Origin of the sequence: Citrobacter sp. S46_ASV_140 (genome assembly GCF_018919545.1) — a bacterium.
GTDB lineage: Bacteria > Pseudomonadota > Gammaproteobacteria > Enterobacterales > Enterobacteriaceae > Citrobacter > Citrobacter braakii.
In genome coordinates this window covers 39,407-64,079 of record NZ_JAHLRC010000004.1, presented here as the reverse complement: position 1 = coordinate 64,079, position 24,673 = coordinate 39,407, and the positions used below count along the sequence as shown (strand labels likewise).

General features: G+C 52.4%; 24 protein-coding genes and 1 pseudogene. 16 read left to right on the top strand and 9 right to left on the bottom strand.

Translation table 11 applies throughout. The features are described from left to right. The first annotated feature begins 264 nt into the window (after window positions 1-264). The 7 genes from KQJ19_RS02520 (at window position 265) to ves (ending at window position 8,050) form a co-directional block, all read left to right on the top strand. On the top strand, window positions 265-1,485 hold the full coding sequence (locus KQJ19_RS02520; protein ID WP_200107664.1) for an aspartate aminotransferase family protein: 1,221 nt from the start codon (window positions 265-267) through the stop codon (window positions 1,483-1,485). Next, entirely contained in the window at window positions 1,482-2,516 is a 1,035-nt protein-coding gene (gene astA, locus KQJ19_RS02515) for an arginine N-succinyltransferase (RefSeq protein ID WP_016152846.1), read from the top strand. The genes KQJ19_RS02520 and astA overlap by 4 nt, the downstream gene beginning before the upstream one ends. Then, the gene (astD, locus tag KQJ19_RS02510; protein ID WP_216403306.1) at window positions 2,513-3,991 is read left to right on the top strand and encodes a succinylglutamate-semialdehyde dehydrogenase; all 1,479 of its coding nucleotides are present in this window, start codon (window positions 2,513-2,515) and stop codon (window positions 3,989-3,991) included. Before astA ends, astD begins: the two co-directional genes overlap by 4 nt. After that, the gene (gene astB / locus KQJ19_RS02505; protein ID WP_216403305.1) at window positions 3,988-5,331 is read left to right on the top strand and encodes an N-succinylarginine dihydrolase; all 1,344 of its coding nucleotides are present in this window, start codon (window positions 3,988-3,990) and stop codon (window positions 5,329-5,331) included. Before astD ends, astB begins: the two co-directional genes overlap by 4 nt. After that, entirely contained in the window at window positions 5,324-6,289 is a 966-nt protein-coding gene (gene astE, locus KQJ19_RS02500) for a succinylglutamate desuccinylase (protein WP_181220511.1), read from the top strand. The genes astB and astE overlap by 8 nt, the downstream gene beginning before the upstream one ends. Before the next feature lie 348 nt (window positions 6,290-6,637). Continuing rightward, the gene (gene spy, locus KQJ19_RS02495) at window positions 6,638-7,123 is read left to right on the top strand and encodes an ATP-independent periplasmic protein-refolding chaperone Spy (RefSeq protein WP_003030629.1); all 486 of its coding nucleotides are present in this window, start codon (window positions 6,638-6,640) and stop codon (window positions 7,121-7,123) included. A gap of 351 nt (window positions 7,124-7,474) precedes the next feature. After that, window positions 7,475-8,050 carry an environmental stress-induced protein Ves gene (gene ves / locus KQJ19_RS02490; RefSeq protein WP_016152850.1) on the top strand — a complete coding sequence of 192 codons (576 nt, stop codon included), beginning with the start codon at window positions 7,475-7,477 and terminating at the stop codon, window positions 8,048-8,050. On the opposite strand, the gene cho is transcribed toward ves, so the two are convergent. Together cho and nadE are read right to left on the bottom strand one after the other, a co-directional pair. Next, complete coding sequence (cho, locus tag KQJ19_RS02485; RefSeq protein WP_047417878.1) at window positions 8,010-8,897, bottom strand: excinuclease Cho; 888 nt, start codon at window positions 8,895-8,897, stop codon at window positions 8,010-8,012. The genes ves and cho overlap by 41 nt on opposite strands. A 133-nt stretch (window positions 8,898-9,030) precedes the next feature. Beyond that, on the bottom strand, window positions 9,031-9,861 hold the full coding sequence (gene nadE / locus KQJ19_RS02480) for an ammonia-dependent NAD(+) synthetase (protein ID WP_047498859.1): 831 nt from the start codon (window positions 9,859-9,861) through the stop codon (window positions 9,031-9,033). A 210-nt stretch (window positions 9,862-10,071) separates the two neighbouring features. Here nadE and osmE point away from each other — a divergent pair, with 210 nt between their 5' ends. The 7 genes from osmE to chbG all read left to right on the top strand — a co-directional run bounded on the left by osmE (window position 10,072) and on the right by chbG (window position 15,982). Continuing rightward, window positions 10,072-10,413 (top strand): osmotically-inducible lipoprotein OsmE, encoded by a 342-nt coding sequence (osmE, locus tag KQJ19_RS02475; RefSeq protein ID WP_016152853.1) that lies wholly within the window; start codon window positions 10,072-10,074, stop codon window positions 10,411-10,413. Between the two features lie 297 nt (window positions 10,414-10,710). Further along, window positions 10,711-11,031, top strand: coding sequence for a PTS N,N'-diacetylchitobiose transporter subunit IIB (chbB, locus tag KQJ19_RS02470; protein WP_003832547.1), 321 nt, complete (start codon window positions 10,711-10,713; stop codon window positions 11,029-11,031). An 86-nt stretch (window positions 11,032-11,117) separates the two neighbouring features. Continuing rightward, a complete protein-coding gene (gene chbC / locus KQJ19_RS02465) occupies window positions 11,118-12,476 on the top strand; it encodes a PTS N,N'-diacetylchitobiose transporter subunit IIC (protein WP_003030619.1) in 1,359 nt (452 codons plus the stop codon). Between the two features lie 54 nt (window positions 12,477-12,530). Beyond that, complete coding sequence (gene chbA / locus KQJ19_RS02460) at window positions 12,531-12,878, top strand: PTS N,N'-diacetylchitobiose transporter subunit IIA (protein ID WP_003030618.1); 348 nt, start codon at window positions 12,531-12,533, stop codon at window positions 12,876-12,878. Window positions 12,879-12,888: 10 nt separating this feature from the next. Further along, the gene (gene chbR / locus KQJ19_RS02455) at window positions 12,889-13,731 is read left to right on the top strand and encodes a transcriptional regulator ChbR (protein ID WP_085951046.1); all 843 of its coding nucleotides are present in this window, start codon (window positions 12,889-12,891) and stop codon (window positions 13,729-13,731) included. A gap of 124 nt (window positions 13,732-13,855) precedes the next feature. Next, window positions 13,856-15,211, top strand: a complete 1,356-nt coding sequence (locus KQJ19_RS02450) for a 6-phospho-beta-glucosidase (protein WP_016152854.1) — start codon at window positions 13,856-13,858, stop codon at window positions 15,209-15,211. 12 nt (window positions 15,212-15,223) lie between these two features. Then, window positions 15,224-15,982 carry a chitin disaccharide deacetylase gene (gene chbG / locus KQJ19_RS02445; RefSeq protein WP_131348443.1) on the top strand — a complete coding sequence of 253 codons (759 nt, stop codon included), beginning with the start codon at window positions 15,224-15,226 and terminating at the stop codon, window positions 15,980-15,982. Window positions 15,983-16,018: 36 nt separating this feature from the next. Here chbG and katE read toward each other — a convergent pair whose 3' ends face one another. Beyond that, window positions 16,019-18,277, bottom strand: coding sequence for a catalase HPII (gene katE / locus KQJ19_RS02440; protein WP_103766220.1), 2,259 nt, complete (start codon window positions 18,275-18,277; stop codon window positions 16,019-16,021). Between the two features lie 212 nt (window positions 18,278-18,489). On the opposite strand from katE, the gene cedA reads away from it, so the two are divergent. Beyond that, window positions 18,490-18,732, top strand: coding sequence for a cell division activator CedA (cedA, locus tag KQJ19_RS02435; protein ID WP_029139771.1), 243 nt, complete (start codon window positions 18,490-18,492; stop codon window positions 18,730-18,732). A 65-nt stretch (window positions 18,733-18,797) separates the two neighbouring features. Here the strand turns inward: cedA and tcyP are convergent, their stop codons facing one another. The 4 genes and pseudogenes from tcyP to hxpB all read right to left on the bottom strand — a co-directional run bounded on the left by tcyP (window position 18,798) and on the right by hxpB (window position 21,829). Beyond that, window positions 18,798-20,189, bottom strand: coding sequence for a cystine/sulfocysteine:cation symporter (gene tcyP, locus KQJ19_RS02430; protein ID WP_109017549.1), 1,392 nt, complete (start codon window positions 20,187-20,189; stop codon window positions 18,798-18,800). A gap of 135 nt (window positions 20,190-20,324) precedes the next feature. Beyond that, entirely contained in the window at window positions 20,325-20,924 is a 600-nt protein-coding gene (locus KQJ19_RS02425) for a metal-dependent hydrolase (protein WP_087121839.1), read from the bottom strand. A gap of 83 nt (window positions 20,925-21,007) precedes the next feature. After that, a pseudogene (locus KQJ19_RS02420) lies at window positions 21,008-21,130 on the bottom strand (SDR family oxidoreductase); the annotation flags it as partial. 30 nt (window positions 21,131-21,160) lie between these two features. Continuing rightward, entirely contained in the window at window positions 21,161-21,829 is a 669-nt protein-coding gene (hxpB, locus tag KQJ19_RS02415) for a hexitol phosphatase HxpB (RefSeq protein ID WP_016156335.1), read from the bottom strand. Window positions 21,830-21,997: 168 nt separating this feature from the next. Between hxpB and KQJ19_RS02410 the strand changes: the two genes are divergently transcribed. Continuing rightward, a complete protein-coding gene (locus KQJ19_RS02410; protein ID WP_019076635.1) occupies window positions 21,998-22,534 on the top strand; it encodes a YniB family protein in 537 nt (178 codons plus the stop codon). A 64-nt stretch (window positions 22,535-22,598) separates the two neighbouring features. On the opposite strand, the gene KQJ19_RS02405 is transcribed toward KQJ19_RS02410, so the two are convergent. Both KQJ19_RS02405 and pfkB read right to left on the bottom strand, forming a co-directional pair. Continuing rightward, on the bottom strand, window positions 22,599-23,459 hold the full coding sequence (locus KQJ19_RS02405) for a fructosamine kinase family protein (RefSeq protein WP_216403313.1): 861 nt from the start codon (window positions 23,457-23,459) through the stop codon (window positions 22,599-22,601). 269 nt (window positions 23,460-23,728) lie between these two features. Further along, the gene (pfkB, locus tag KQJ19_RS02400) at window positions 23,729-24,658 is read right to left on the bottom strand and encodes a 6-phosphofructokinase II (RefSeq protein ID WP_047500833.1); all 930 of its coding nucleotides are present in this window, start codon (window positions 24,656-24,658) and stop codon (window positions 23,729-23,731) included. Between the last annotated feature and the right edge of the window lie 15 nt (window positions 24,659-24,673).

The window sequence follows — 24,673 nt, the reverse complement described above, 5'->3', positions numbered from 1 at the left end:
TTACGATCACAATTCCAGAATTATATTTGGCGACTGAATAAAATTGCGTTTTTTCCTCTGTTTAGTCATCTGGCACGCAAACATATTCACTTTATATGCACATACAGTGAATATCGTCAGGTTGTAACTCGTTGATATTCCGTCACCGCCCTCCGTTTATGCACTTTTTTCGCTGGCTGGCACGAAGCCTGCAATCTACATTTACACCGCAAACACTATATTTATTAACATATAAATAACCTTTTATTTACCGTTGAGGTCGCTATGTCTCTGTCAATTACGCGTGAAAATTTTGATGAATGGATGATGCCCGTATACGCTCCGGCCCCTTTTATTCCGGTGCGTGGCGAAGGTTCACGTCTGTGGGATCAGCAGGGTAAAGAGTATATCGATTTCGCGGGAGGCATTGCGGTTAACGCGCTGGGTCATGCACATCCGGCATTGCGCGAGGCATTAAACGACCAGGCGAGCAAATTCTGGCATACGGGAAATGGCTACACCAACGAGCCGGTGCTGCGCCTGGCGAAAAAGCTGATTGATGCCACTTTTGCCGAGCGCATTTTCTTCTGTAACTCTGGCGCAGAAGCTAACGAAGCGGCATTAAAACTGGCACGTAAATATGCCCACGATAGTTTTGGTAGCCAGAAGAGCGGCATTGTGGCTTTTAAAAATGCTTTCCATGGTCGCACGCTGTTTACCGTCAGCGCCGGAGGACAGCCCGCCTATTCACAGGACTTCGCGCCGCTGCCGCCGGATATCCGCCATGCCGTGTATAACGATCTCGACTCTGCCAGCCAACTGATTGATGACAACACCTGTGCGGTTATTGTGGAGCCGGTGCAGGGGGAAGGCGGCGTAGTGCCGGCAACAAACGCCTTTTTGCAGGGGCTGCGTGAATTATGCGATCGCCATAATGCGCTGTTGATTTTTGATGAAGTTCAGACCGGAGTTGGTCGTACCGGCGAACTGTATGCCTACATGCACTACGGCGTTACGCCGGACCTGCTGACGACAGCGAAAGCGCTGGGCGGCGGTTTCCCCATCGGCGCACTGCTGGCGACAGAGCGTTGCGCCAGTGTGATGACGGTCGGTACGCACGGTACAACCTACGGCGGAAACCCGCTGGCCACTGCGGTGGCGGGAAAACTGCTGGAAATTGTTAACACGCCGGAAGTGCTTAACGGAGTGAAACAGCGCCACGACTGGTTTGTGGAGCGTATTAACGCCATTAACGAACGTTTTGGGCTGTTTAGTGAAATTCGTGGACTCGGACTGCTGATTGGCTGTGTGCTGAACGCGGAATTTGCCGGGAAAGCAAAACTCATCTCGCAAGAAGCGGCCGTTGCCGGAGTGATGGTGCTGATTGCTGGCGCTAATGTGGTGCGATTTGCGCCAGCGTTAAACGTCAGCGAAGAAGAAATCGCCACTGGACTGGATCGCTTTGCGCTGGCCTGCGAACGCATTAAAGCAGGAGGTTCATCATGATGGTGATTCGTCCCATTGAACGCGCTGATATCACCGCGCTGATGCAGCTTGCCAGTAAGACCGGCGGCGGGTTGACCTCGCTACCGGCGAATGAAGCTACGCTGATGGCGCGTATCGAACGTTCGCTACAAACCTGGCGCGGTGAGTTGCCCAAAAGTGAGCAGGGATATGTGTTTGTGCTTGAAGACAGCGCCAGCGGAACCGTGGCGGGGATTTGCGCCATTGAGGTGGCGGTAGGGCTTAACGATCCCTGGTACAACTACCGGGTCGGTACACTGGTGCACGCCTCGAAAGAGCTGAACGTGTATAACGCGCTGCCGACGCTGTTTCTGAGTAACGATCACACGGGCAGTAGCGAACTTTGTTCTCTGTTTCTCGATCCGGACTGGCGTAAAGAAGGCAACGGCTATTTGTTGTCGAAGTCGCGCTTTATGTTTATGGCGGCCTTTCGTGACCGGTTCAATGAGAAGGTCGTGGCCGAGATGCGCGGCGTGATCGATGAACACGGCTACTCTCCGTTTTGGCAAAGCCTCGGCAAACGTTTTTTCTCAATGGAGTTCAGCCGGGCGGATTTTCTCTGCGGAACCGGGCAAAAAGCCTTTATTGCTGAACTGATGCCTAAGCATCCGATTTATACCCATTTCCTGTCTGACGAAGCGCAGAGCGTGATTGGTCAGGTGCATCCGCAAACGGCTCCTGCGCGGGCGGTGCTGGAGAAAGAAGGATTTCGCTACCGCAACTACGTCGATATTTTCGACGGTGGACCGACCCTGGAGTGCGATATTGACCGGGTACGGGCTATCCGTAAAAGCAGGCTGGTGGAGGTGGCTGAAGGGCAGCCTGCGCCAGGCGACTATCCTGCTTGTCTGGTTGCCAATGAAAATTATCAAAACTTCCGCGTCATGTTGGTTCGTGCCGACCCGGATACTCAGCGTCTGGTACTGACGGCGGCGCAACTGGACGCCCTGAAATGTCACGCGGGCGATCATGTACGTTTTGTGCGTCTTTGTGCAGAGGAGAAAACAGCATGACATTATGGATAAACGGCGACTGGGTGACGGGGCTGGGCGAGCGTCGGGTGAAAACCAATCCCGTAAGCGGTGATGTGCTGTGGCAGGGGAATGATGCCGATGCAGCCCAGGTAGCGCAGGCGTGCCGGGCAGCGCGCGCAGCCTTTGCCGGTTGGGCTAAACAGCCCTTTGGTGCACGCCAGGCCATTGTTGAAAAATTTGCCTCATTGCTGGAAAGCAATAAAGCCGAACTCACACAGATTATCGCCCGGGAAACCGGCAAACCCCGTTGGGAAGCTGCTACAGAACTGACGGCGATGATCAATAAAATTGCCATCTCCGTGAAAGCCTGGCATGCGCGTACCGGAGAGCATCACAGCGAATTACCGGATGGCGCAGCGACGTTGCGCCATCGCCCGCACGGCGTGCTGGCGGTTTTTGGCCCGTATAACTTCCCCGGCCATTTACCCAATGGTCATATTGTTCCGGCACTGCTGGCAGGCAACACATTGATTTTCAAACCCAGCGAGCTGACGCCGTGGACCGGTGAAGCCGTGACAAAGCTGTGGGAGCAGGCGGGATTGCCGCCGGGTGTGCTGAACCTGGTGCAGGGCGGTCGCGATACGGGGCAGGCGCTGAGCGGGCAGGACGATCTCGATGGCCTGCTGTTTACCGGCAGTGCCAATACGGGTTATCAACTGCATCGACAGCTATCCGGCCAGCCGGAAAAAATCCTCGCTCTGGAGATGGGGGGCAACAACCCGCTGATTATTGAGAACCCGGAAGATATTGATGCCGCAGTGCATCTGACTATTCAGTCCGCGTTTGTCACCGCCGGACAGCGTTGTACCTGCGCCCGTCGCCTGTTAGTTAAAAAAGGCGCGCAGGGGGATGCGTTCCTGAAGCGCCTGGTGGACGTCAGCCAGCGTTTAATGCCCGGCAACTGGGACGCAGAACCGCAGCCATTTATTGGCGGGCTGATTTCCGAACAGGCCGCGCGGCATGTTTATGATGCCTGGCAGCGTCTGGAGTCGTTAGGGGGCCGGACGCTGTTAGCGCCACGTCTGGTGCAAGCCGGAACGTCACTGCTCACCCCTGGGATCATCGAACTGACCGGGGCGGCGAACGTACCCGATGAAGAGGTCTTTGGACCGCTGCTTGGCGTCTGGCGTTATGACAGCTTTGATGACGCAATTCGTATGGCGAACAACACCCGCTTTGGATTGTCGTGTGGGTTGGTTTCCCCCGATCGCAGCCAGTTTGATCAACTGCTGCTTGAGGCGCGGGCCGGGATCGTCAACTGGAATAAGCCGTTAACCGGCGCGGCGAGTACAGCGCCGTTTGGCGGCGTTGGCGCTTCCGGGAACCATCGCGCCAGCGCGTGGTATGCCGCAGATTATTGCGCCTGGCCGATGGCAAGTCTGGAATCACCGGCCCTAACGCTGCCAACGACGCTTAGCCCCGGCCTGGATTTTTCTCGCGAGGATAAGCTATGAAAGCCCGTGAGGTAAATTTTGATGGTCTGGTGGGGCTGACCCACCACTATGCGGGGCTGTCATTTGGTAATGAGGCCTCAACCAAACATCGTTTTCAGGTATCGAACCCGCGTCTGGCGGCGAAGCAGGGTCTGCTAAAGATGAAAGCGCTGGCGGATGCGGGATTTCCCCAGGCGGTGATCCCGCCTCATGAGCGGCCGTATATTCCGGTGCTGCGTCAGTTGGGCTTTACCGGCCGCGACGAACAGATACTGGAGAACGTGGCGCGTCAGGCGCCTCACTGGCTCTCCAGCGCCAGCTCCGCATCGTCTATGTGGGTGGCGAATGCGGCAACGGTCTGCCCTTCAGCCGATGCGCTGGACGGGAAAGTGCATCTGACGGTGGCGAATCTGAATAATAAGTTTCACCGTTCGCTGGAAGCGCCGACCACCGAAGCGTTGCTACGGGCGATTTTCCGTGATGAGAATAGTTTTACGGTCCACGGCGCGTTACCCCAGGTTGCGCTATTCGGTGATGAAGGTGCGGCAAACCATAACCGCCTCAGCGGGGATTACGGCGACCCTGGCGTACAGCTGTTTGTTTACGGTCGTGAAGAAGGGAATGCGTCCCATCCGAAGCGCTATCCGGCGAGGCAATCCCGTGAGGCCAGCGAGGCGGTCGCCCGACTGAATCAGGTTAACCCGCATCAGCGCATTTTTGCCCAGCAAAACCCAGACGTTATCGATCTTGGCGTGTTTCATAACGATGTGATTGCGGTGTCGAATCGCCAGGTACTGTTTTGTCATCAGCTGGCGTTTGCCAGACAGCAGGCGTTGTTCGAGCTGTTGCGCAGTCAGGTGGCAGGTTTTACCCCGCTGGAAGTCCCTGCTGCGGAAGTGTCGGTGCAGGATGCGGTGACTACCTATCTGTTTAACAGCCAGTTACTGAGCCGTGATGACGGTTCGATGATGCTGGTCCTGCCGCAGGAGTGTCGGGAGCATGCGGGCGTGTGGCGGTATTTGAACCGTCTGCTCGAGGAAGACAATCCGATCGATGACCTGCAGGTATTCGATCTGCGTGAAAGTATGTCCAATGGCGGCGGTCCGGCATGTCTGCGCCTGAGAGTGGTGCTTACGCCACAGGAGCTGCAGGCCGTAAATCCGGCGGTTATCATGAACGATAATCTGTTTAACACGCTGAATAATTGGGTCGACCGTTACTATCGCGATCGTCTTACCGCCGCCGACCTTGCCGACCCGCAGCTGTTGCGTGAGGGGCGTGAAGCGCTGGATACGTTGACGCAATTGCTCAACCTCGGCTCTGTGTATCCCTTCCAGCAGGAGAGGACCAGCCATGGATAATTTTCTGGCCCAGACGCTGGCAGGGATAACCCCCGAGACAACCGAGGGCACAGCTCGCGGCTTTTCCTGGCAGTGGATTGGTCACGGAATTCTGGAGCTGACGCCGGACACTCCGGCGGAATATTCGCTGGTGCTGTCTGCGGGGATCCACGGTAATGAAACGGCCCCGGTAGAGATACTTGATTCAATTCTCTCCAGGCTGTTTAGCGGTGAACTAACGCTGACATGGCGGCTGCTGGTGATTCTGGGGAACCCGCAGGCGCTGGCGGCGGGACAACGTTATTGTCATAGCGACCTGAACCGTATGTTTGGCGGCCGTTGGCAGATTTTTGCCGCGAGTGAAGAAACGCACCGAGCCCATCAGCTTGAGCTGTGTCTGGAGGATTTTTATTCGCGGGCGAAAGAGCCAGTCCGCTGGCATCTGGATCTGCACACCGCGATTCGCGGCTCGCAGCATCTGCGCTTTGGCGTGTTGCCACAACGCAACGTTGCCTGGGACGAAGATTTTTTGGGATGGCTGGGAGAGGCAGGGCTGGAGGCGCTGGTTTTCCATCAGACACCTGGCGGCACGTTCACCCATTTTAGCGCTGAACATTTTGGCGCGCTGGCCTGCACGCTGGAACTGGGTAAAGCGCTGCCGTTTGGACAAAATGATCTGACTCAGTTTGCGCAGACGGCAGATGCGCTGGCGAAGCTGCTGCAGGGCGAGCGAATGTCACCGGGAGAAACATCTCCGCTGCGTTACCGCGTGGTGTCGCAAATCACGCGGCGTAGCGACGATTTCATTCTTCACATGGATAACCAGACGCTCAACTTTACCCCTTTTACAGAGGGCACCTTGCTGGCGCAGGACGGTGATGAACGTTTTACCGTCACCCATGATGTTGAATACGTTCTTTTTCCAAATCCAAACGTGGCCTGTGGTTTACGTGCCGGATTGATGCTCGAAAAATTGTGACAAATATATATGCCCTTTGGTTTATCCCTAAGGGCTTATTTTTGCGTGCTGTTTTTATTTATTACGGATTATTCCTGGTGAATTGCTTTCTTAATAATCAGGGATGAGGTATAGTTCTTCATAATCCCTTCAAAATCATCCTGTTGTAATTTTTTATTGCAACTCTACGCAATTTATTCTTTTTTTCTCCATAATTGATGAAAGTTTGTTTTTTACACTTTCATTGTTTTACCGTTGCTCTGATTAATTGACGCTTAAGCCGGTAAAGTTAATCTCGTCAACACGACATCACATTGCATAAGAGTCGCATGAGTGTCGTAAAAATAACTGAAAGAAAGGATAGAAATTATGCGTAAACTGACTGCTCTGTTTGTTGCCTCTACCCTGGCGCTGGGCGCTGCTAACCTGGCCCACGCCGCTGACACGACAACAGCTGCGCCAGCTGATGCCAAACCAATGATGCACCACAACGGTAAGTTTGCCCCGCATCACGACATGATGTTTAAAGACCTGAACCTGACCGATGCGCAGAAACAGCAGATTCGCGAGATCATGAAAGGTCAGCGTGATCAGATGAAACGTCCGCCGCTGGAAGAGCGCCGCGCAATGCACGACATCATCGCCAGCGATAGCTTCGATAAAGCGAAAGCGGAAGCGCAGATTGCGAAGATGGAAGAACAGCGCAAAGCCAACATGCTGGCGCATATGGAAACCCAGAACAAGATTTACAACATTCTGACCCCGGAACAGAAAAAGCAGTTTAATGCCAATTTTGAGAAGCGTCTGACAGAACGTGCCGCGCAGAAGGGTAAAATGCCGCAAGCTGCTGAGTAATCGTTCAGCGTCTACACTATATCATTCACGCTGTGTGTGCTGATTGCCGCACAGTGTGAAACCAAACTCAAGACCGCCGCTCTTGTCCACAACACGTTTAACGAGGTGGGCAGGATCGGCGGTTTTTTCTTTGCTGCCTCTTGCACCGCGCTTGTGACACGTTATTCTCCTGAAGCCCGCGAAAACTCCACCTGGATGGCGCGTTGTTCTTTTTTGCAAAACACCGGGTTCATCGCTAAGGCAAATCAACTCTGCTGCCGATAACAATAATCTGCAGGGTGAATATAACAATGATGATTTATGGCTGCCTGTTTACGGTGGGCTGCCGTGCTGCGCCTTTCTGGAGGGATGATGGAATACTTTGATATCCGCAAAATGCCGGTCAATCTGTGGCGAAATGGTGCGGGAGAAACGCGTGAGATTTGCTGTTTTCCGCCAGCAACACGAGATTTTCACTGGCGGGCGAGTATCGCCTCCATCGCAGCGAATGGGGAGTTTTCTCTTTTTCCCGGCGTAGAACGCGTGATTACCCTGCTGGAAGGTGGAGAAGTGACGCTGGAAGAGCCGAACACCTTCACGCATACCCTGAAACAGCATCAGCCTTTTACCTTTGCCGGTGACAAGGTGGTAAAAGCGAAGCTGACGGAAGGGCAGATGTCGATGGATTTTAATATCATGACCCGACGGGATGTCTGCCAGGCAAAAGTCAGAGTTGCCGATCGCACCTTTACGACCTTTGGTTCGCGCGGCGGCGTGGTGTTTGTTATCAGCGGAGCCTGGCAACTGGGTGATAAGTTGTTGACCGTCGATCAGGGTGCAAGCTGGCACGACGGTAAACACACGTTACGACTGCTGGAGCGCGAGGGGAAACTGCTGTTCAGCGAGATTAACTGGATGCCGGGGCATTCTCCGGACTCAGTTCAATAATGTCATATTGACCAGACAGAATAGGCCGGCAGAGAATTTTGTAGCCATCTTGATCAAAGCCGGCCGGCATTCGCGCGAGTGTAGCTGCCTCATCCAGCGTTGAAACGGCTCCCAGCCACAGCCAGTTATTGATGATATGGTACTGCGTCATTTCAGCGCGGGTTTCCTGCAGCGCAATGGCATTGCTCCACGGCCAGCAGATTACGCGCACTCTTTCCAGGGCTTCTACCAGACGCAAATGATGTGCTTCAGGGCTTTCTTTCCCGCAGCAGGCTCCGGCGCAGCGTTTAAGCGCGGAGCGAAAACAGGCGCGCCCGTGGCTGAGGGGTTCCAGCCCCAACAGGCCGTAGCACAGCTGTTGTTCATCGGCGAGGCTTTGCAGCGTCTGTAGCGCTGCGCGGCGGTTGGCAAACAGGCCAAACAGATTGGGGGCGTGGGAGAAATCAATATCTCGTGCGTAAACCACCTGAACCGTTCGGTCGGTAAGCTGCAAGGCACACAGTTGGCGATTGCGTCGCAGCCGTTTGTTAAACAGGGGCTGCTGTTCTTTGATAAGCCGCGCTTCCAGCAGCAGGGCGCCAATTTCTCCTGCCGTACAAATCCAGCTAATGCGCCTGGCCTGACGCAGCATACTCGCTTCGTCTGCGGTACGAAGATGCGCCAGCACACGGCTGCGAATATTGACGCTTTTACCAATATAAAGCGGCATGGTGTCGCTATCACTGTGAAACAGATAGACGCCTGGCGCGGTGGGAAGCGCACTCAAAAACGGGCGCAGGTGCTCGGGATATTCATAGATTGCCGCTGCCTCAAATGTCAGACGAGGGGCTGATTGACGCTGTACCACTGTTGACTCCAGATGCTGGTTATTCATCCAGTGTAGCAGTTTGAGGGCGATTAAAAAAGCGGCATGAGATTCAGCAGGCTAATGCCAGATAGGGCCAATCCTGGCGCTACCCGGCATTTTGAAGGGAATAGGATTACGCTTTTTTCCAGAAATCATCAAATACGGTGATCGGTGTGCGACGTTTATGCTCAGTTTTCACGTACCAGCCTTCAATTTTTTTCGCGACGTCGGCATCCAGCGTTTTTCCTTCCAGATAGTCGTCGATGTTGTCGTAAGTGACTCCCAGTGCGGCTTCATCCGGCAGAGAAGGGCGATCGTCCTCGAGGTCGGCAGTTGGTGCTTTCTTATATAAGTGCTCCGGGCACCCCAGCGCGGCAAGCAGTTGTTTGCCCTGGCGCTTGTTCAGACGAAATAGTGGGTTAATGTCGGTACCGCCATCGCCGTACTTAGTGAAAAATCCGGTGATGGCTTCTGCAGCATGATCGGTACCCACGACAACGCCGCTGGTCATGCCGGCGATACTGTATTGTGCCTTCATACGTTCACGGGCTTTTTCATTGCCACGCACAAAATCGCTCAGTTCAATACCCGCTTCACGCAGGGCCTGTTCGCTGGCCAGCACCGCGCCCTTAATATTGACGGTCAGTACGCGGTCCGGTTGAATAAAGGCGATGGCATCCTGGCAGTCCTGCTCATCGGCCTGAACGCCATACGGTAGGCGTACGGCAATAAACTGCAGTGCGTCATTACCCGTTTCTTTTCGCAGCTCGGTGATCGCCATCTGGCACAGTTTTCCCGCGAGCGTTGAGTCCTGTCCGCCGCTAATTCCCAACACCAGTGATTTCAGAAAGGGGTAGGTCTGCAGATACGATTTCAGGAAATCCACGCTGCGGCGAATTTCTTCTTCTGCATCGATGTGCGGTTTTGCGCCAAGCGCCTGGATTATCTCTTGCTGCAGAGTCATTTAACCCCCTCCGAAAAATAAAATGATCAAAAAAATGATGTGTTAAAGCTAACGCGTTGAGGCCCAAACGACAAGGGATGCGAGCCTGATATAGCATCATTTTGTTTTAATAGAATTTTCCGAAACCACCTAAGTATCCTCTGATTGCTTGAAAAATGCGTTGTTGTGCTCCAGGCTTATATAACACGCTGAAATACAAGAGGACGGAATATGAACAAGAATCTAACAGGAATTCTGAGCGCAGCGGCTGTTTTGACTATGCTGGCAGGGTGTACGGCCTACGATCGTACGAAAGACCAATTTGTTCAGCCCGTGGTGAAAGATGTGAAGAAAGGGATGAGCCGGGCGCAGGTAGCGCAGATTGCCGGTAAACCGTCTTCCGAAGTCAGTATGATCCATGCGCGTGGGACGTGTCAGACCTACATCCTGGGTCAACGAGATGGTAAAGCTGAGACCTATTTTGTTGCTTTAGATGACACCGGACACGTGATTAACTCTGGCTACCAGAGCTGCGCAGAGTACGACACCGACCCGCAGGCTGCGAAGAAGTAACAACTGTTTATTGCCTGAGCACTCGGGAAAACCGGCCACTGCGCCGGTTTTTTTATGTCACACGATCTTAATTATTGACGCGAATTATTTACCTGAAGTGTGAGGGTGGTCATAACGCCAGGTCAAGGAGAGACAATTTAGTTGGTCAAGGAAATACCATCCGCCGGTGCAATCCCGTATACTCATTTCAGCCACCTAAAAAAGTAATTTAGCTGACGCAAGTTACCCAGAGCATGGATGCAGGTTAGGGCTTGCGGAGTGTCTGGTGACAGATAATCGCACATGAGGATCGTTTTAATGGAAAAGAAACACATTTATCTGTTTTGTTCTGCGGGCATGTCGACTTCATTGTTGGTTTCGAAGATGCGTGCTCAGGCCGAAAAATACGAAGTACCGGTTATTATTGAAGCGTTTCCTGAAACGCTGGCCGGAGAAAAAGGTCCAGTGGCCGATGTTGTATTATTAGGTCCACAAATTGCTTATATGTTGCCCGAAATTCAGCGTTTGTTACCCAACAAGCCTGTGGAAGTGATTGACTCGCTGCTGTATGGCAAAGTCGATGGTTTAGGCGTGCTTAAGGCTGCGGTTGCAGCAATTAAAAAAGCCGCAGCAAATTAATTATTTTTTTTTAATTTTCCCGTCAAAGAGTTATTTCATTAACATTCACCGTAATTATTAATTGCGGTATTTAAGGGTATTTTTCTATGAGTAACGCTATTGCTTCACTTGAAAAGGTACTCCTTCCTTTTGCTGTAAAAATTGGAAAGCAGCCACACGTTAATGCAATCAAAAACGGTTTTATTCGTTTAATGCCGTTAACCCTCGCAGGGGCCATGTTTGTATTAATCAATAACGTTTTCCTGAGCTTTGGGGAGGGGTCGTTTTTTTATTCAATGGGCATTCGACTTGATGCTTCAACTATTGAAACGCTGAATAGTTTGAAAGGCATTGGTGGAAACGTCTATAACGGTACGCTGGGTATCATGTCATTGATGGCGCCGTTCTTTATCGGTATGGCGCTGGCAGAAGAACGCAAAGTCGACTCTCTGGCTGCCGGGCTGTTATCCGTCGCCGCGTTTATGACCGTAACGCCATATAGCGTGGGTGAAGCCTATGCCGTTGGCGCGAACTGGCTCGGCGGTGCCAATATTATTTCCGGTATTATTATCGGCCTCGCGGTCGCGGAAATGTTCACCTTTGTGGTCCGTCGCAATTGGGTAATTAAATTACCCGATAGCGTACCGACATCCGTGTCGCGCTCTTTCTCTGCGCTGATTCCTGGCTTCCTTATCCTCTCCATTATGGGGATCATCGCCTGGGCATTGAACACCTGGGGTACGAACTTCCACCAGATCATCATGGATTCCATTTCAACTCCGCTGGCATCGCTGGGTAGCGTGGTGGGTTGGGCCTACGTGATTTTTGTTCCGCTGCTGTGGTTCTTCGGTATTCACGGTTCACTGGCGCTGACCGCGCTGGACAGCGGTATCATGACGCCATGGGCGCTGGAAAACATCTCCATTTACCAACAGTTTGGTTCCGTAGACGCCGCGCTGGAAGCCGGAAAGACCTTCCACGTCTGGGCGAAACCGATGCTCGACTCCTATATTTTCCTCGGGGGTAGCGGGGCTACGCTGGGTCTGATTATCGCTATCTTCCTGGCATCGCGTCGTCCGGATTATCGTCAGGTTGCTAAACTGGCACTGCCGTCAGGCCTGTTCCAGATTAACGAACCTATCCTGTTCGGTCTGCCGATCATCATGAACCCGGTGATGTTTATCCCGTTCATTCTGGTGCAACCGATTCTGGCGGCGATTACGCTGGCAGCTTATTACTCCGGCATTATTCCACCGATTACCAACATCGCACCGTGGACCATGCCAACCGGTTTGGGCGCGTTCTTTAACACCAACGGTAGCGTCGCTGCTCTGCTGGTCGCGCTGTTCAACCTTGGTATCGCCACGCTGGTTTACCTGCCGTTCGTGGTGGTAGCCAACAAAGCGCAGAACGTTATTGATCAAGAAGAAAGCGAAGAAGATATCGCTAACGCATTGAAATTCTAAATTTAATCCGGCATGGCTTCACGGTCATGCCGGACTGAACCAGAGGAAAAAAGTATGTTGGATATCGAAAACATCGTCGACACGCAGTCAGAAGCAGAAGAACTTGAAGAAGTGGTGATGGGTCTCATCATCAACTCCGGTCAGGCGCGTAGCCTGGCGTACGGCGCGCTCAAAATGGCCAAGCAAGGCGATTTCGAGTCAGCTAAGGCTATGATGGACCAGTCCCGTCTGGCGCTGAACGAAGCGCACCTCGTGCAAACGAAACTGATTGAAGGCGATCAGGGCGAAGGTAAAATGAAAGTTAGCCTGGTGCTGGTTCATGCTCAGGACCACCTGATGACATCAATGCTGGCGCGTGAGCTGGTGACTGAACTGATTGAGCTTCACGAAAAGCTGAAATAGCGAGGAGTGCATAATGCAGCTACAGATTAACGCACCGGAAATTAAAACCGTCTATGAGCAGCAACTGTTTAATGGCAAAAATTTCCATGTGTTCATCTACAACAAAACTGAGAGCATCAGCGGGCTGCATCAGCATGACTACTACGAATTTACCCTGGTTTTAACCGGGCGCTATTATCAGGAAATCAACGGTAAACGCGTATTGCTCGAACGCGGGGACTTTGTTTTTATTCCATTGGGATCGCATCACCAGAGTTTTTATGATTTTGGGGCGACAAGGATCCTGAACGTCGGTATCAGTAAACGCTTTTTTGAACAGCACTACCACCCGCTGCTGCCATTTTGTTTCGTTGCATCGCAGGTCTATCGGGCGAATAATTCGTTTCTCACTTACATTGAAACGGTTATTGCATCATTGAACTTTCGCGAGAGTGGACTGGATGAATTTGTAGAAGTGGTCACCTTCTATATTATTAACCGGTTGCGCCATCATCGCGAAGAGCAGGTGTTGGATGATATTCCGCAGTGGCTTAAAACCACCGTGGAGACCATGCATGACAAGCGGCAGTTTAGCGAGAATGCGCTGGAAAACATGGTACACCTGTCCGCGAAATCCCAGGAGTATCTGACCCGTGCAACCCAGCGTTATTACAGCAAGACGCCGATGCAGATCATTAATGAAATCCGCATTAACTTTGCTAAAAAACAGCTGGAAATGACTAACTATTCTGTAACGGATATTGCTTACGAATCTGGCTACAGTAGTCCAAGCCTGTTTATTAAAACGTTTAAAAAGCTGACGTCATTTACACCTAATAGCTATCGTAAGAAATTAACTGAATTTAATCAGTAGATATTATTTGCCAATAACCCATTTTTTATAGCTTGCCCAAAATAGCGTCGGGACAGCCACGCTATACCTGACAAACGGGTTGAGCATAATACACGTCAGTGTTTTGACACTGAAGGGAGAAAGTATGAGCCAGAAATTAAAAGTCGTCACTATCGGTGGCGGGAGCAGCTACACCCCTGAGTTACTTGAAGGCTTTATTAAGCGCTATCATGAATTACCGGTTTCTGAATTGTGGCTGGTTGATGTCGACGATGGAAAAGAGAAGCTGGACATTATTTTTGACCTTTGCCAGCGCATGATCGATAAAGCTGGCGTGCCGATGAAGTTGTTTAAAACGCTGGACCGCCGTGAAGCGCTGAAAGATGCTGATTTCGTTACTACCCAGCTGCGCGTAGGGCAACTGAAAGCCCGCGAAAAGGATGAACGCATTCCGCTGAGTCACGGGTATCTGGGGCAGGAAACCAACGGCGCTGGTGGGCTGTTCAAAGGTCTGCGTACTATTCCGGTTATCTTTGATATTGTCAAAGATGTGGAAGAACTGTGCCCGAATGCGTGGGTGATTAACTTTACTAACCCGGCCGGGATGGTGACGGAAGCGGTCTATCGCCATACGAATTTTAAGAAATTCATCGGTGTATGCAATATTCCTGTCGGCATGAAAATGTTCATTAGCGATGTGCTGGCGCTGAAAGAGAGCGATGACTTATCCATCGATCTGTTCGGTCTGAACCATATGGTCTTTATTAAAGACGTACTGGTGAATGGTAAATCACGCTTTGATGAACTGTTGGATGGCGTGGCTTCAGGTCAACTGAAAGCCTCCACCGTGAAGAACATCTTCGATCTGCCGTTCAGTGAAGGGTTGATTCGCTCGCTGAAGCTGCTGCCGTGCTCATATTTGCTCTATTACTTCAAGCCAAAAGAGATGCTGGCGATTGAAATGGGTGAATACTATAAGGGCGGCGCTCGCGCTCAGGTGGTACAGAAAGTGGAGAAACAACTGTTTGATCTGTACAAAAATCCGGATTTGAACGTGAAACCGAAAGAGCTGGAACAGCGCGGTGGAGCCTATTACTCCGATGCGGCCTGTGAAGTGATCAACGCCATCTACAACGACAAACAGACCGAGCACTATGTCAACGTTCCGCACCATGGGCATGTTGACAATATCCCGGCAGACTGGGCGGTTGAGATGACCTGTACACTGGGACGCAACGGCGCCACGCCGCACCCACGTATTACCCATTTTGATGAGAAAGTGCTCGGCCTTATCTATACCATTAAAGGCTTTGAAGTCGCGGCGAGCAATGCGGCACTGAGCGGCGAGCTGAATGATGTGCTGCTGGCGTTGAACCTGAGTCCGCTGGTGCATTCTGACAGCGATGCCGAGATTCTGGCGCGTGAGCTGATTCTGGCGCATGAAAAATGGCTGCCAAACTTCGCCGGGTGTATCGAGAAACTCAAAAGCGAACAACACTAACTGAGGTCGGCTATGGAACGCGTACTGATTGTAAATGCGGATGATTTTGGCCTGAGTAAAGGACAAAACTACGGCATTGTTGAAGCCTGTCGCAATGGCGTGGTCACCTCGACAACCGCACTGGTTAATGGCGCAGCCATTGACCATGCGGTACAGCTGAGTCGCGACATTCCTGAACTTGCCGTTGGGATGCATTTTGTTCTGACGCTGGGCAGGCCGTTGACGGCAATGCCAGGCCTTACTCGTGACGGGTTACTGGGAAAATGGATCTGGCGGATGGCTGAAGAAGACACCTTGCCGTTGGATGAAATTTCTCAGGAACTGGCCGCGCAGTATCAGCGTTTTATTGACCTGTTCGGGCGGGAGCCAACGCATCTGGATAGCCATCACCATGTGCATATGTTCCCGCAGATTTTCCCTATCGTGGCCGGGTTTGCTGCCCAACGGGGGATTGCGTTACGGATCGATCGTCAGACGGTATTCCAGGCGTCTGACTTTCCGCAGACGTTACGGACTTCCCAGGGATTCAGCAGCGAGTTTTATGGCGAAGCGATTTCTGAAGCCCTGTTTTTGCAAACGCTTGACGCGTCAGCAGACCGGGGAGAGTCCTCGCTGGAAGTGATGTGTCATCCGGCCTTTATCGATGACATTATTCGTCAAAGTGCCTACTGTTACCCCCGCTTAACTGAGCTCGACGTGCTGACGTCTCCGTCACTGAAATATGCTATTGCGGAACGCGGTTATCGTCTTGGCAGTTTTCTGAACGTCTAACTCCTGAGTTTGCGGCGCATAATGCGCCGCATTTTTTTAGGCAGGGATCGTGTCGATTTTTCCGGCGCGTGACCAGACGCGGTGCGCAGTCATTAGCGTCAGCAGGGTATCCATAAACTGTGCGTCTGCACTGTCTGCCTCCACCACGCCTTCTTCTCCTTCAGTTTTGATATCCAACGTTGCTTTAAACTGACGCGCATCGCCAGCCAGTGCGATAGGTTTTAAGTGCTTATACGCTTCGAGTAAGTAATATCGGGCATCACCGTTCATAGCGATATCTGCGATATTGCCACACGGAACGATAACCGCATCGACGGTCAGCGATGGTGAACCCGCAAAGGTACCGGCGATTGTCAGGACGGAACCATCATCGGCAACCACATTACCCATTCGGGAATAGAGCAGTTTGGCGTGAACGCCTTTGGCCTGTAAGGCTTGCATGATGGCAAGCAGGTCGCCCGATTTCACCTGGTCATTAAGTAGAATGGCGACCACGCGGCCCTTAATCTCACCTTGCGCACCCGCATATAAACTGAGTGACGGCGCACTTTTCAAACCATTGACGTTAGCCGGTGGGGCGATTTTGGCCTGTTCCTCGGTTAGCTCAAAACCGAGATTATCGGCAACCGCCTCGGCGAGGGCTGTATCAATATGGGCTAACTGTTCGACCACTCTTTCCCGAATATAGGGGCGCGTAACTTTGCTGAGTTCGAAGCTGAATCCGCCGATAATATGCTGCTGTTCAATTGGCGTCTGACTTAACCAGAACAGGCGAGGGTGCGCATAGTATTCGCCAAAAGAGGGGCTACGTTCGCGGATTTTGTTTCCTTCAATCCGTTCCTGATATGACTCAAATCCACCGCGTTTTGGCCCCGGCGGTGTTTCACGCGGCCAGTTATCATTGATGGAATTAGGTTCATAGTTGGCAGGGTTGGTATCGATGTCCATACGATGCATGCCGTCACGCTGGAAATTATGGTACGGGCAGGTCGGGCGATTAATCGGGATTTCATGGAAGTTGGGTCCGCCCAGGCGGCTGATTTGGGTATCGGTATACGAAAACAAGCGGCCTTGCAGCAAGGGATCGTTGGTAAAATCGATACCAGGGACGATGTGTCCGGGATGAAAAGCGACTTGTTCATTTTCGGCGAAGAAATTATCCGGATTACGGTTCAGCACCATTTTACCGACGCGTTGCACCGGAACCAGCTCTTCCGGGATCAGCTTGGTCGGGTCGAGCAGGTCAAAATCGAACTTGAATTCGTCTTCTTCAGGAATGAGTTGCAGCCCCAGTTCGTATTCCGGATAATCGCCTGCTTCGATAGCTTCCCACAGATCGCGGCGATGAAAATCGGGGTCACGACCGGTAAGTTTTTGCGCTTCATCCCATACCAGCGAAGCTTTGCCCGCCAGCGGTTTCCAGTGAAAACGGACAAAGGTGGCTTTCCCTTGCGCATTTATCAACCGGAACGTGTGAATGCCAAAGCCTTCCATCGTGCGATAGCTGCGTGGAATACCCCGGTCGGACATCGCCCATATAACGTTGTGCAACGTTTCTGGCTGTAACGAGACATAATCCCAAAAGGTATCGTGGGCGCTTTGACCCTGTGGGATAGCCCAATGCGGCTCCGGTTTTACCGCATGAACGAAATCCGGGAATTTATGGGCATCCTGAATGAAGAAGACTGGCGTGTTGTTTCCCACCAGATCGAAAATGCCCTCCTCAGTATAAAATTTGGTCGCAAATCCTCGAATATCTCTGACCGTATCCGCTGAGCCTGCGCCGCCCTGAACCGTAGAGAAACGGACAAAAACCGGGGTGATTTTATTTTCATCACTCAGAAAGTCCGCTTTCGTTGTCGCGCTGAGACTGGCATAGGGCTGAAAGTAACCATGAGCGGCCGAACCTCGGGCATGTACGATCCGCTCCGGGATGCGTTCGTGATCAAAATGGGTGATTTTTTCCCGCAGGATAAAGTCTTCCAGCAGAGTTGGCCCACGGTTTCCTGCGCGCAGAGAGTTTTGATCGTCCGCGATGCGCACTCCCTGATTGGTTGTCAGAGCAAAATCTTCGCTGCCTTTACGAAAACTTTCCAGCGCGTTGAGTTTGTCACTTCTGGTGTCAGGCGCTTTTAAGCTGCCGGACGTGGTGGGCTGCATGCCTGGTGGCGTGGGTTCAGGTGTTGGCCGATGTGAACCGTCTGCTGGCGCCAGTGAGTCAAGTCCTGGCTGGGATTCGCTGGCATCATGAACCGGCGCTGAGTGATGGAGTGGGTGCTTATCATTCTGTGACATTAAACTCGTCTCCTGTTTTCATCGCTTAAAGGTCGTTGTTGCCGTCAAAAGCTTTAACTATAGACCACTTGCTCAGTGGTGCAGGAACTGACCGAGGGCGTAAAGCGCGATGAACCAGGCAAACAGCGCACGCAAGGCAGGACGTCAGGAGGCAAAATCGGCTAAGATAGCCGTTTTCTGATTTTTAGAATTAGTCTTTAGTGAAGCAACTGATTATGAAACCTCTTCGCCAACAAAATCGTCCGGTAATTAGCTATGTTCCTCGCGTGGAGCCAGCCCCACCAGAGCATGCAGTTAAAATGGATGCGTTTCGTGACGTATGGATACTGCGCGGAAAATATGTCGCTTTTGTCTTAATAGGGGAGGCGTTTCAGCGTTCGCCTGCATTTACGGTCCCGGAATCAGCGCAACGCTGGGCTAATCAGGTTCGCCAGGAAAATGAACTGAGCGATTAATGGATATAAAAAAACCGCCGGAGCATGACACTCCGGCGGTTTTTTGTTTTTCAGATCTAACAGACTTAGCGATGCGCCAGTTCGGCGTTATCGTCGCTGTCCAGAATTGTTTTATCGGTCTGTTTCAGCCATTGGCTGGTCAGCGTACCGGCTGTCATAGAACCGCTCACGTTCAGCGCAGTACGACCCATATCGATCAGCGGCTCAACGGAAATCAGCAGCGCAACCAGCGTGACTGGCAGACCCATAGCTGGCAGGACGATCAGCGCGGCAAACGTTGCACCGCCACCCACACCCGCAACCCCTGCGGAACTGACGGTGACGATACCGACCAGCGTGGCAATCCACATCGGGTCCAGCGGGTTGATCCCGACGGTCGGGGCGACCATTACTGCCAGCATTGCCGGGTACAGCCCTGCACAACCGTTCTGGCCAATGGTGGCGCCAAAGGAGGCGGCAAAAGAGGCGATGGATTCAGGCACGCCCAGACGACGGGTTTGCGCTTCAACGTTCAGCGGAATTGAGGCTGCGCTGGAACGGCTGGTGAAGGCGAAAGTCAGCACCGGCCACACCTTGCGGAAGTATTTCAGCGGGCTAACGCCGTTAACACCCAACAGGACCCCGTGTACCACGAACATAATGCCCAGACCGAGATAAGAGGCCACGACGAAGCTACCCAGCTTGATGATGTCCTGCAGGTTGGAGCCCGCAACCACTTTGGTCATCAGCGCCAGAACACCGTATGGTGTCAACTGCATCACCAAACGAACCAGCTTCATCACCCAGCTTTGCAGGGTATCGATAGCAACCAGTACACGCTCGCCTTTCGGCGCATCATCTTTCAGCAGCTTTAGTGCGGCAACACCGAGGAATGCCGCGAAGATAACCACGCTGATAATTGACGTCGGGTTAGCTCCGGTCAGATCGGCAAACGGGTTTTTCGGGATAAACGACAACACCAGCTGTGGAACGCTGAGGTCAGCTACTTTGCCAACATAGTTGGTTTCAATCGCGTTCAGACGAGCGGTTTCGGCCCCACCTTGCACCAGACCTTCCGCGGTCAGGCCGAACAGGTTGGTCACCAGAACCCCTACCAGCGCGGCAATCAGCGTAGTAAACAGCAGCGTACCGATGGTCAGGAAGCTGATTTTACCTAACTGAGAGGCGTTGTGCAGACGCGCAACGGCGCTGAGAATAGACGCAAACACCAGCGGCATGACAATCATCTGCAGCAGTTGGACGTAACCGTTGCCGACAATGTTGAACCACTGTACGGAATCTTTAAGAACCTGGCTGTCGGAACCATAAATGGTGTGCAGGGCGAGGCCAAACACCACACCCATGACCAGACCGACCAGTACTTTTTTTGCCAGACTCCACTGCTTGTGACGGGCTTGCGCCAGCACGAACAGCAGCACTACGAACACGATAATGTTCGCGATTAATGGATAGTTCATCCCCGTTCTCCTGATCTTATTATGCGTATCACCGTGTGACGGTGATTCTGTTGGCGCAAGATTAGCAGAACTGTGACTTGCCTCTTATATTCAAATGGAATTGTTTATGCCAAAAATAACTTTTTGGCTGATTTATTAGTCAACCTGGTGCGTTATAAAACGATTAAACTGCATTTGCAGCGTATTTATCATCTGTGATGACCAGCGCACCGCACTGTTCTCTTGTACGGTCTGCGGCATCCAGATTGCCCACGCGAACAGCGCCATGCACAGAAACCGCTCCAGTTGATTGCCTTTTTGCGGCACGAGGATAGGCAGACGAAAACGCCAGCGGCAGGGCCAAAGCAGGGGGACGCCCGCCGGGGTCAACATGTCGGCCAGAATGTGGCTGAGATAACCGAGAACCATACCTTGTAAGGCATCCGCTGGAATTATCCAGGTATCAGGGACTTTCAGGTAAAACGTGGCCAGCAGGGCAAAAACCGCCAGCAGGCTATGCGTAAACCCGCGATGACCAAATGCCCGGGCAATGGGCTTTGATACCCACTTCAGACGCTGCCCCAGCAGGGATTTGGGATGATCGATATCCGGCAGTAAGCACGTCAAAATGGCTGAAGGAACAATATGCCACCAGTCACCCTGCGCAAGAACGGGCGTTAGCTCGGCATTCTTGGCAAATACCGCACAGGCAATAGAAAAAAGAAGGTGACCTTCCGCCGTCATGATAAAACCCAATAAACTGTCGATTCATACAGTATAGGGGTTTTATACAGTAGGCGGAAGAGGTGACGTTGTAACCCTTTGTCACAAGTGCGCCTTTACCGCGCCAGACAACCGCCATCCACGACCAGCGTATAGCCATGTATATAGTCCGAGGCAGCACTTGCGAGGAACACGACCGGGCCTTTCAGATCATCAGGCGTGCCCCAGCGTCCGGCAGGCGGGCAATGCGATCATTGCCCGTCGTAGGATTAGCCGCGCAGGTGAGCGGCAGTGAGTTCGGTGAGCGAGGCCAGTTTGACGTCGGCCAGAACGAAGCGAGGATCGTCCTGATTTTCATGCGCAGGTACTACGATGGAACGCATACGGGCGGCTTTCGAAGCAATCATGCCGTTCACCGAGTCTTCCAGTGCTACGCAGTTTATAGGGTCAATGCCCAGTTTCGCCGCGCAATCGAGATAAACCTGCGGGTGCGGTTTGCTGTAGGGCAGTTTTTCCGCAGAAGCCAGTGCATCGAAGCTGCTGCGCAGATCAAACATGGTTAGCACTTTTTCCAGCATATGCAGCGGCGAGGCGGATGCCAGTCCTACTTTCAACCCCTGAGATTTGCACAATGCCACGGCCTCACGCACGCCCGGCAGCAGTGGTTTTGTTTCTTCAACTAACGCAATTGCCCGGGTAATGATGCGCTCGGTTACTTCCTGACGTGAGGGACCGTTCCACGGTTGTTGTGCAAACCACAAATCAACCACCATGTCGATGCGTAAGCCAAGTGTATCGGGAAGTTCATGGCGGCGGGAGATATCAACGCCTAAACTTGCTATCACATCCAGTTCGGCTTGATCCCAAAGCGGTTCAGAATCGACCAGTAATCCATCCATATCGAAAATTGCAGCAAGAATTTGACGCGGGGTTGACATCACAACCTCTCCTTTACGGGTGATAAAAGGGATTAAGAGCCAGCCTGGACGGGCTCTGAGCGTTCATTATGGCTAATTCAGCAGTATACCGCCTTTAAAGATCAGGCGAAAACGATAATCAACGGGTAAACTTAGGCCAAAATGACACGTCTTAATCAAGGGGAACTCATGACGTATCAACAAGCTGGACGCATTGCTATCTTGAAAAGGCTGGTGGGATGGGTGATTTTCATTCCCGCGCTGATTTCAACCCTGGTTTCAGTACTGAAGTTTATGTATGCGCACAGCGAAAAGCAGGAAGGGATTAACGCGGTCATGCTCGATTTTGCACACGTGATGATCGACATGATGCGTGTGAACACACCTTTTCTTAACGTGTTTTGGTATAACTCGCCGACGCCCGATTTTCAAAGTGGACTGAATCTCGTTTTTTGGCTGATTTTCATTCTGATTTTTATCGGTCTGGCGTTGCAGGATTCAGGCGCCAGAATGAGCCGTCAGGCGCGTTATTTACGCGAGGGCGTTGAGGACCAGTTGATTCTGGAACAGGCAAAGGGCAGTGAAGGGTTATCACGTGAGCAACTTGAGTCGCGTATTGTGGTACCGCACCATACGATCTTTTTACAAATTTTCCCGCTCTATATTTTGCCGGTGATCGTTATCGTGATTGGCTATTTCTTCTTTTCATTACTGGGCTTTTTGTAACTGCTGCACTATCAGGCCTGACGCGTTGCGAAACGCCAGGCCAGATAAGCAACGTGCGACTTTGCTAAGCCGCCAGTAACCTGTCCAGCGCTTTCTGCGCCACGACCAGATGCTGTCCCCCGAACAGAATAGCCCTGTTCAGCAGCGTATAGAGCTGGTAGACAGGCTGTCTGTCGAGAAAATCCAATGGTAGCGGAGAAACAGACTGATAACCGTCATAGAGTTGCGGCGGCTGATCGGTATGTAACGGCAGCATTGCCAGGTCACACTCTCTGTCCCCCCAGTAGCAGGCAGGGTCAAAGATGTACGGGCCGTTCGGGCCGAGAGCGCAGTTCCCGGACCACAAATCACCATGCAGAAGAGACGGCTGCGGCTGATGAGAAGAGAGACGATGCTGAACATGCTCGACGATGGCGTCGATATTGCCAAACGCAATGCCTTTTTCAGCGGCGAGTTCCAGCTGCCAGCCAATACGCTGCTCGGCAAAAAAGGTTGACCAGCGACGTTGCCAGGTGTTGGGCTGCGGCGTGGTAGAGAGCGCATTATCGAAGTCGAGCCCAAACTGCGGCTGATCGCTCCATTCATGCAAATGCGCCAACTGTTGGCCGAGGATAAACGCGTTGTGCGCATCAAGCGGACGGGGAGGGAGGAAATCCATCACCAGAAAGCTGTAATCTCTGTCTGCGCCTACCGCCCAGACTTTCGGTACAGACACGGTTTGACTGCGAGAAAGTAGCTCCAGCTGATCGGCTTCCGCCGTAAAGCCGGTTAACAGCTCTCTTTCATCGCATTTAACGAAAAAATCGCGCCCCGCATAGCGTAAATGCCATGCGGCGTGGATCTCTCCGCCGGGCAGTTCGTTACGCAGTTCGATTTCGCCTTCACCTAATTGCTCGCTTAAAAGACGACTGATAGCCTGCCACATGATGTCTCTCCCCATGTTGTCTGCCAGATCATAAGGTTAGCGCAAGAATGCGGTTAAAAAACACGAACTGACGCACACCACGGACGCGTCATCGCTGGAAAGGCACTTAATGTGTGTCGTTCTTCTTCACCTCGCATAGTTGTGAAGACGCCTGGTCGCACATGATTCACTGCTTTGTAATCACGTGATTTTTCATCATAGACGTATAACACCTATGCCGACAGTTTTACGGGGAAATCCCCTTGTAGCTAAACAAGAGGAAGCCGTTATTACTGAGCCAGATACGCGTATATTTTTTGCGTATCGTCTAAAGCGCACAGACGCGTACCCTGATTCAGGGTGGCGGCGCTACCTGCGGCGACACCGTAACGAACAATATCTGCAAAAGGTGCGCTCTCAGCCAGTTTAAGCGTCATGGCCCCGACCATACTGTCGCCCGCGCCTACGGTACTTTGACTCTTCACTGGTGGCGGAACCACCTGGACACAGGTTTCACGATCAACGCCCAGCGCTCCTTGTGGTCCAAGCGAGACCACTACGCGATGCGCTTTTCCGCTTTGCACGATTTCCTGCGCGGCGTTGCGCACATCATCGGGCTGCGTGAGTTCGCGATTCACCAGCGCGCTCAGTTCTTTAAGGTTGGGTTTGACCAGTTCGATATTGCCGATGGTTAATGCTGCCGCCAGCGCTTCGCCAGAACTATCGACGATACAGCGAATCCCTTGTTTTTGTGCTGTGGTAATGAGCCGGGTCAGCTTCTCAAGCTGTACGCCAGGCGGCAAACTGCCGCTGATAACCAGCAGTGCGCCAGACTCAATTTCCAGCACCTGATCCTGAAGTTGGTAGAACTCATCATCGGTGAGCGCAGCGCCTGGCATGACGAAGCGATACTGTTCGCCGCTGGACTCAACGTGCACATGGAGATTTTGTCGGGTCCAGTCTTTAGCTTCGACGGTGGATACGGGAACATTTTCGTCGGCGAGCAAAGTAACAAGATGCTCTCCGGTGGCGCCACCCGCAGGGAAGATGGCCGTAGCGGTGCCGCCAAGATGGGCAATTGCGCGAGCGACGTTGATGCCACCGCCGCCGGGTTCAAAAACCGGCGAGGTACAGCGAAGCTTACCTTCCGGGTAGATTTGCGGCGTGATTGTTGCGCTATCGAGAGAGGGCGCAAGTGTTAACGTATAGATACGTACCATCTTTACCTCCTGTTA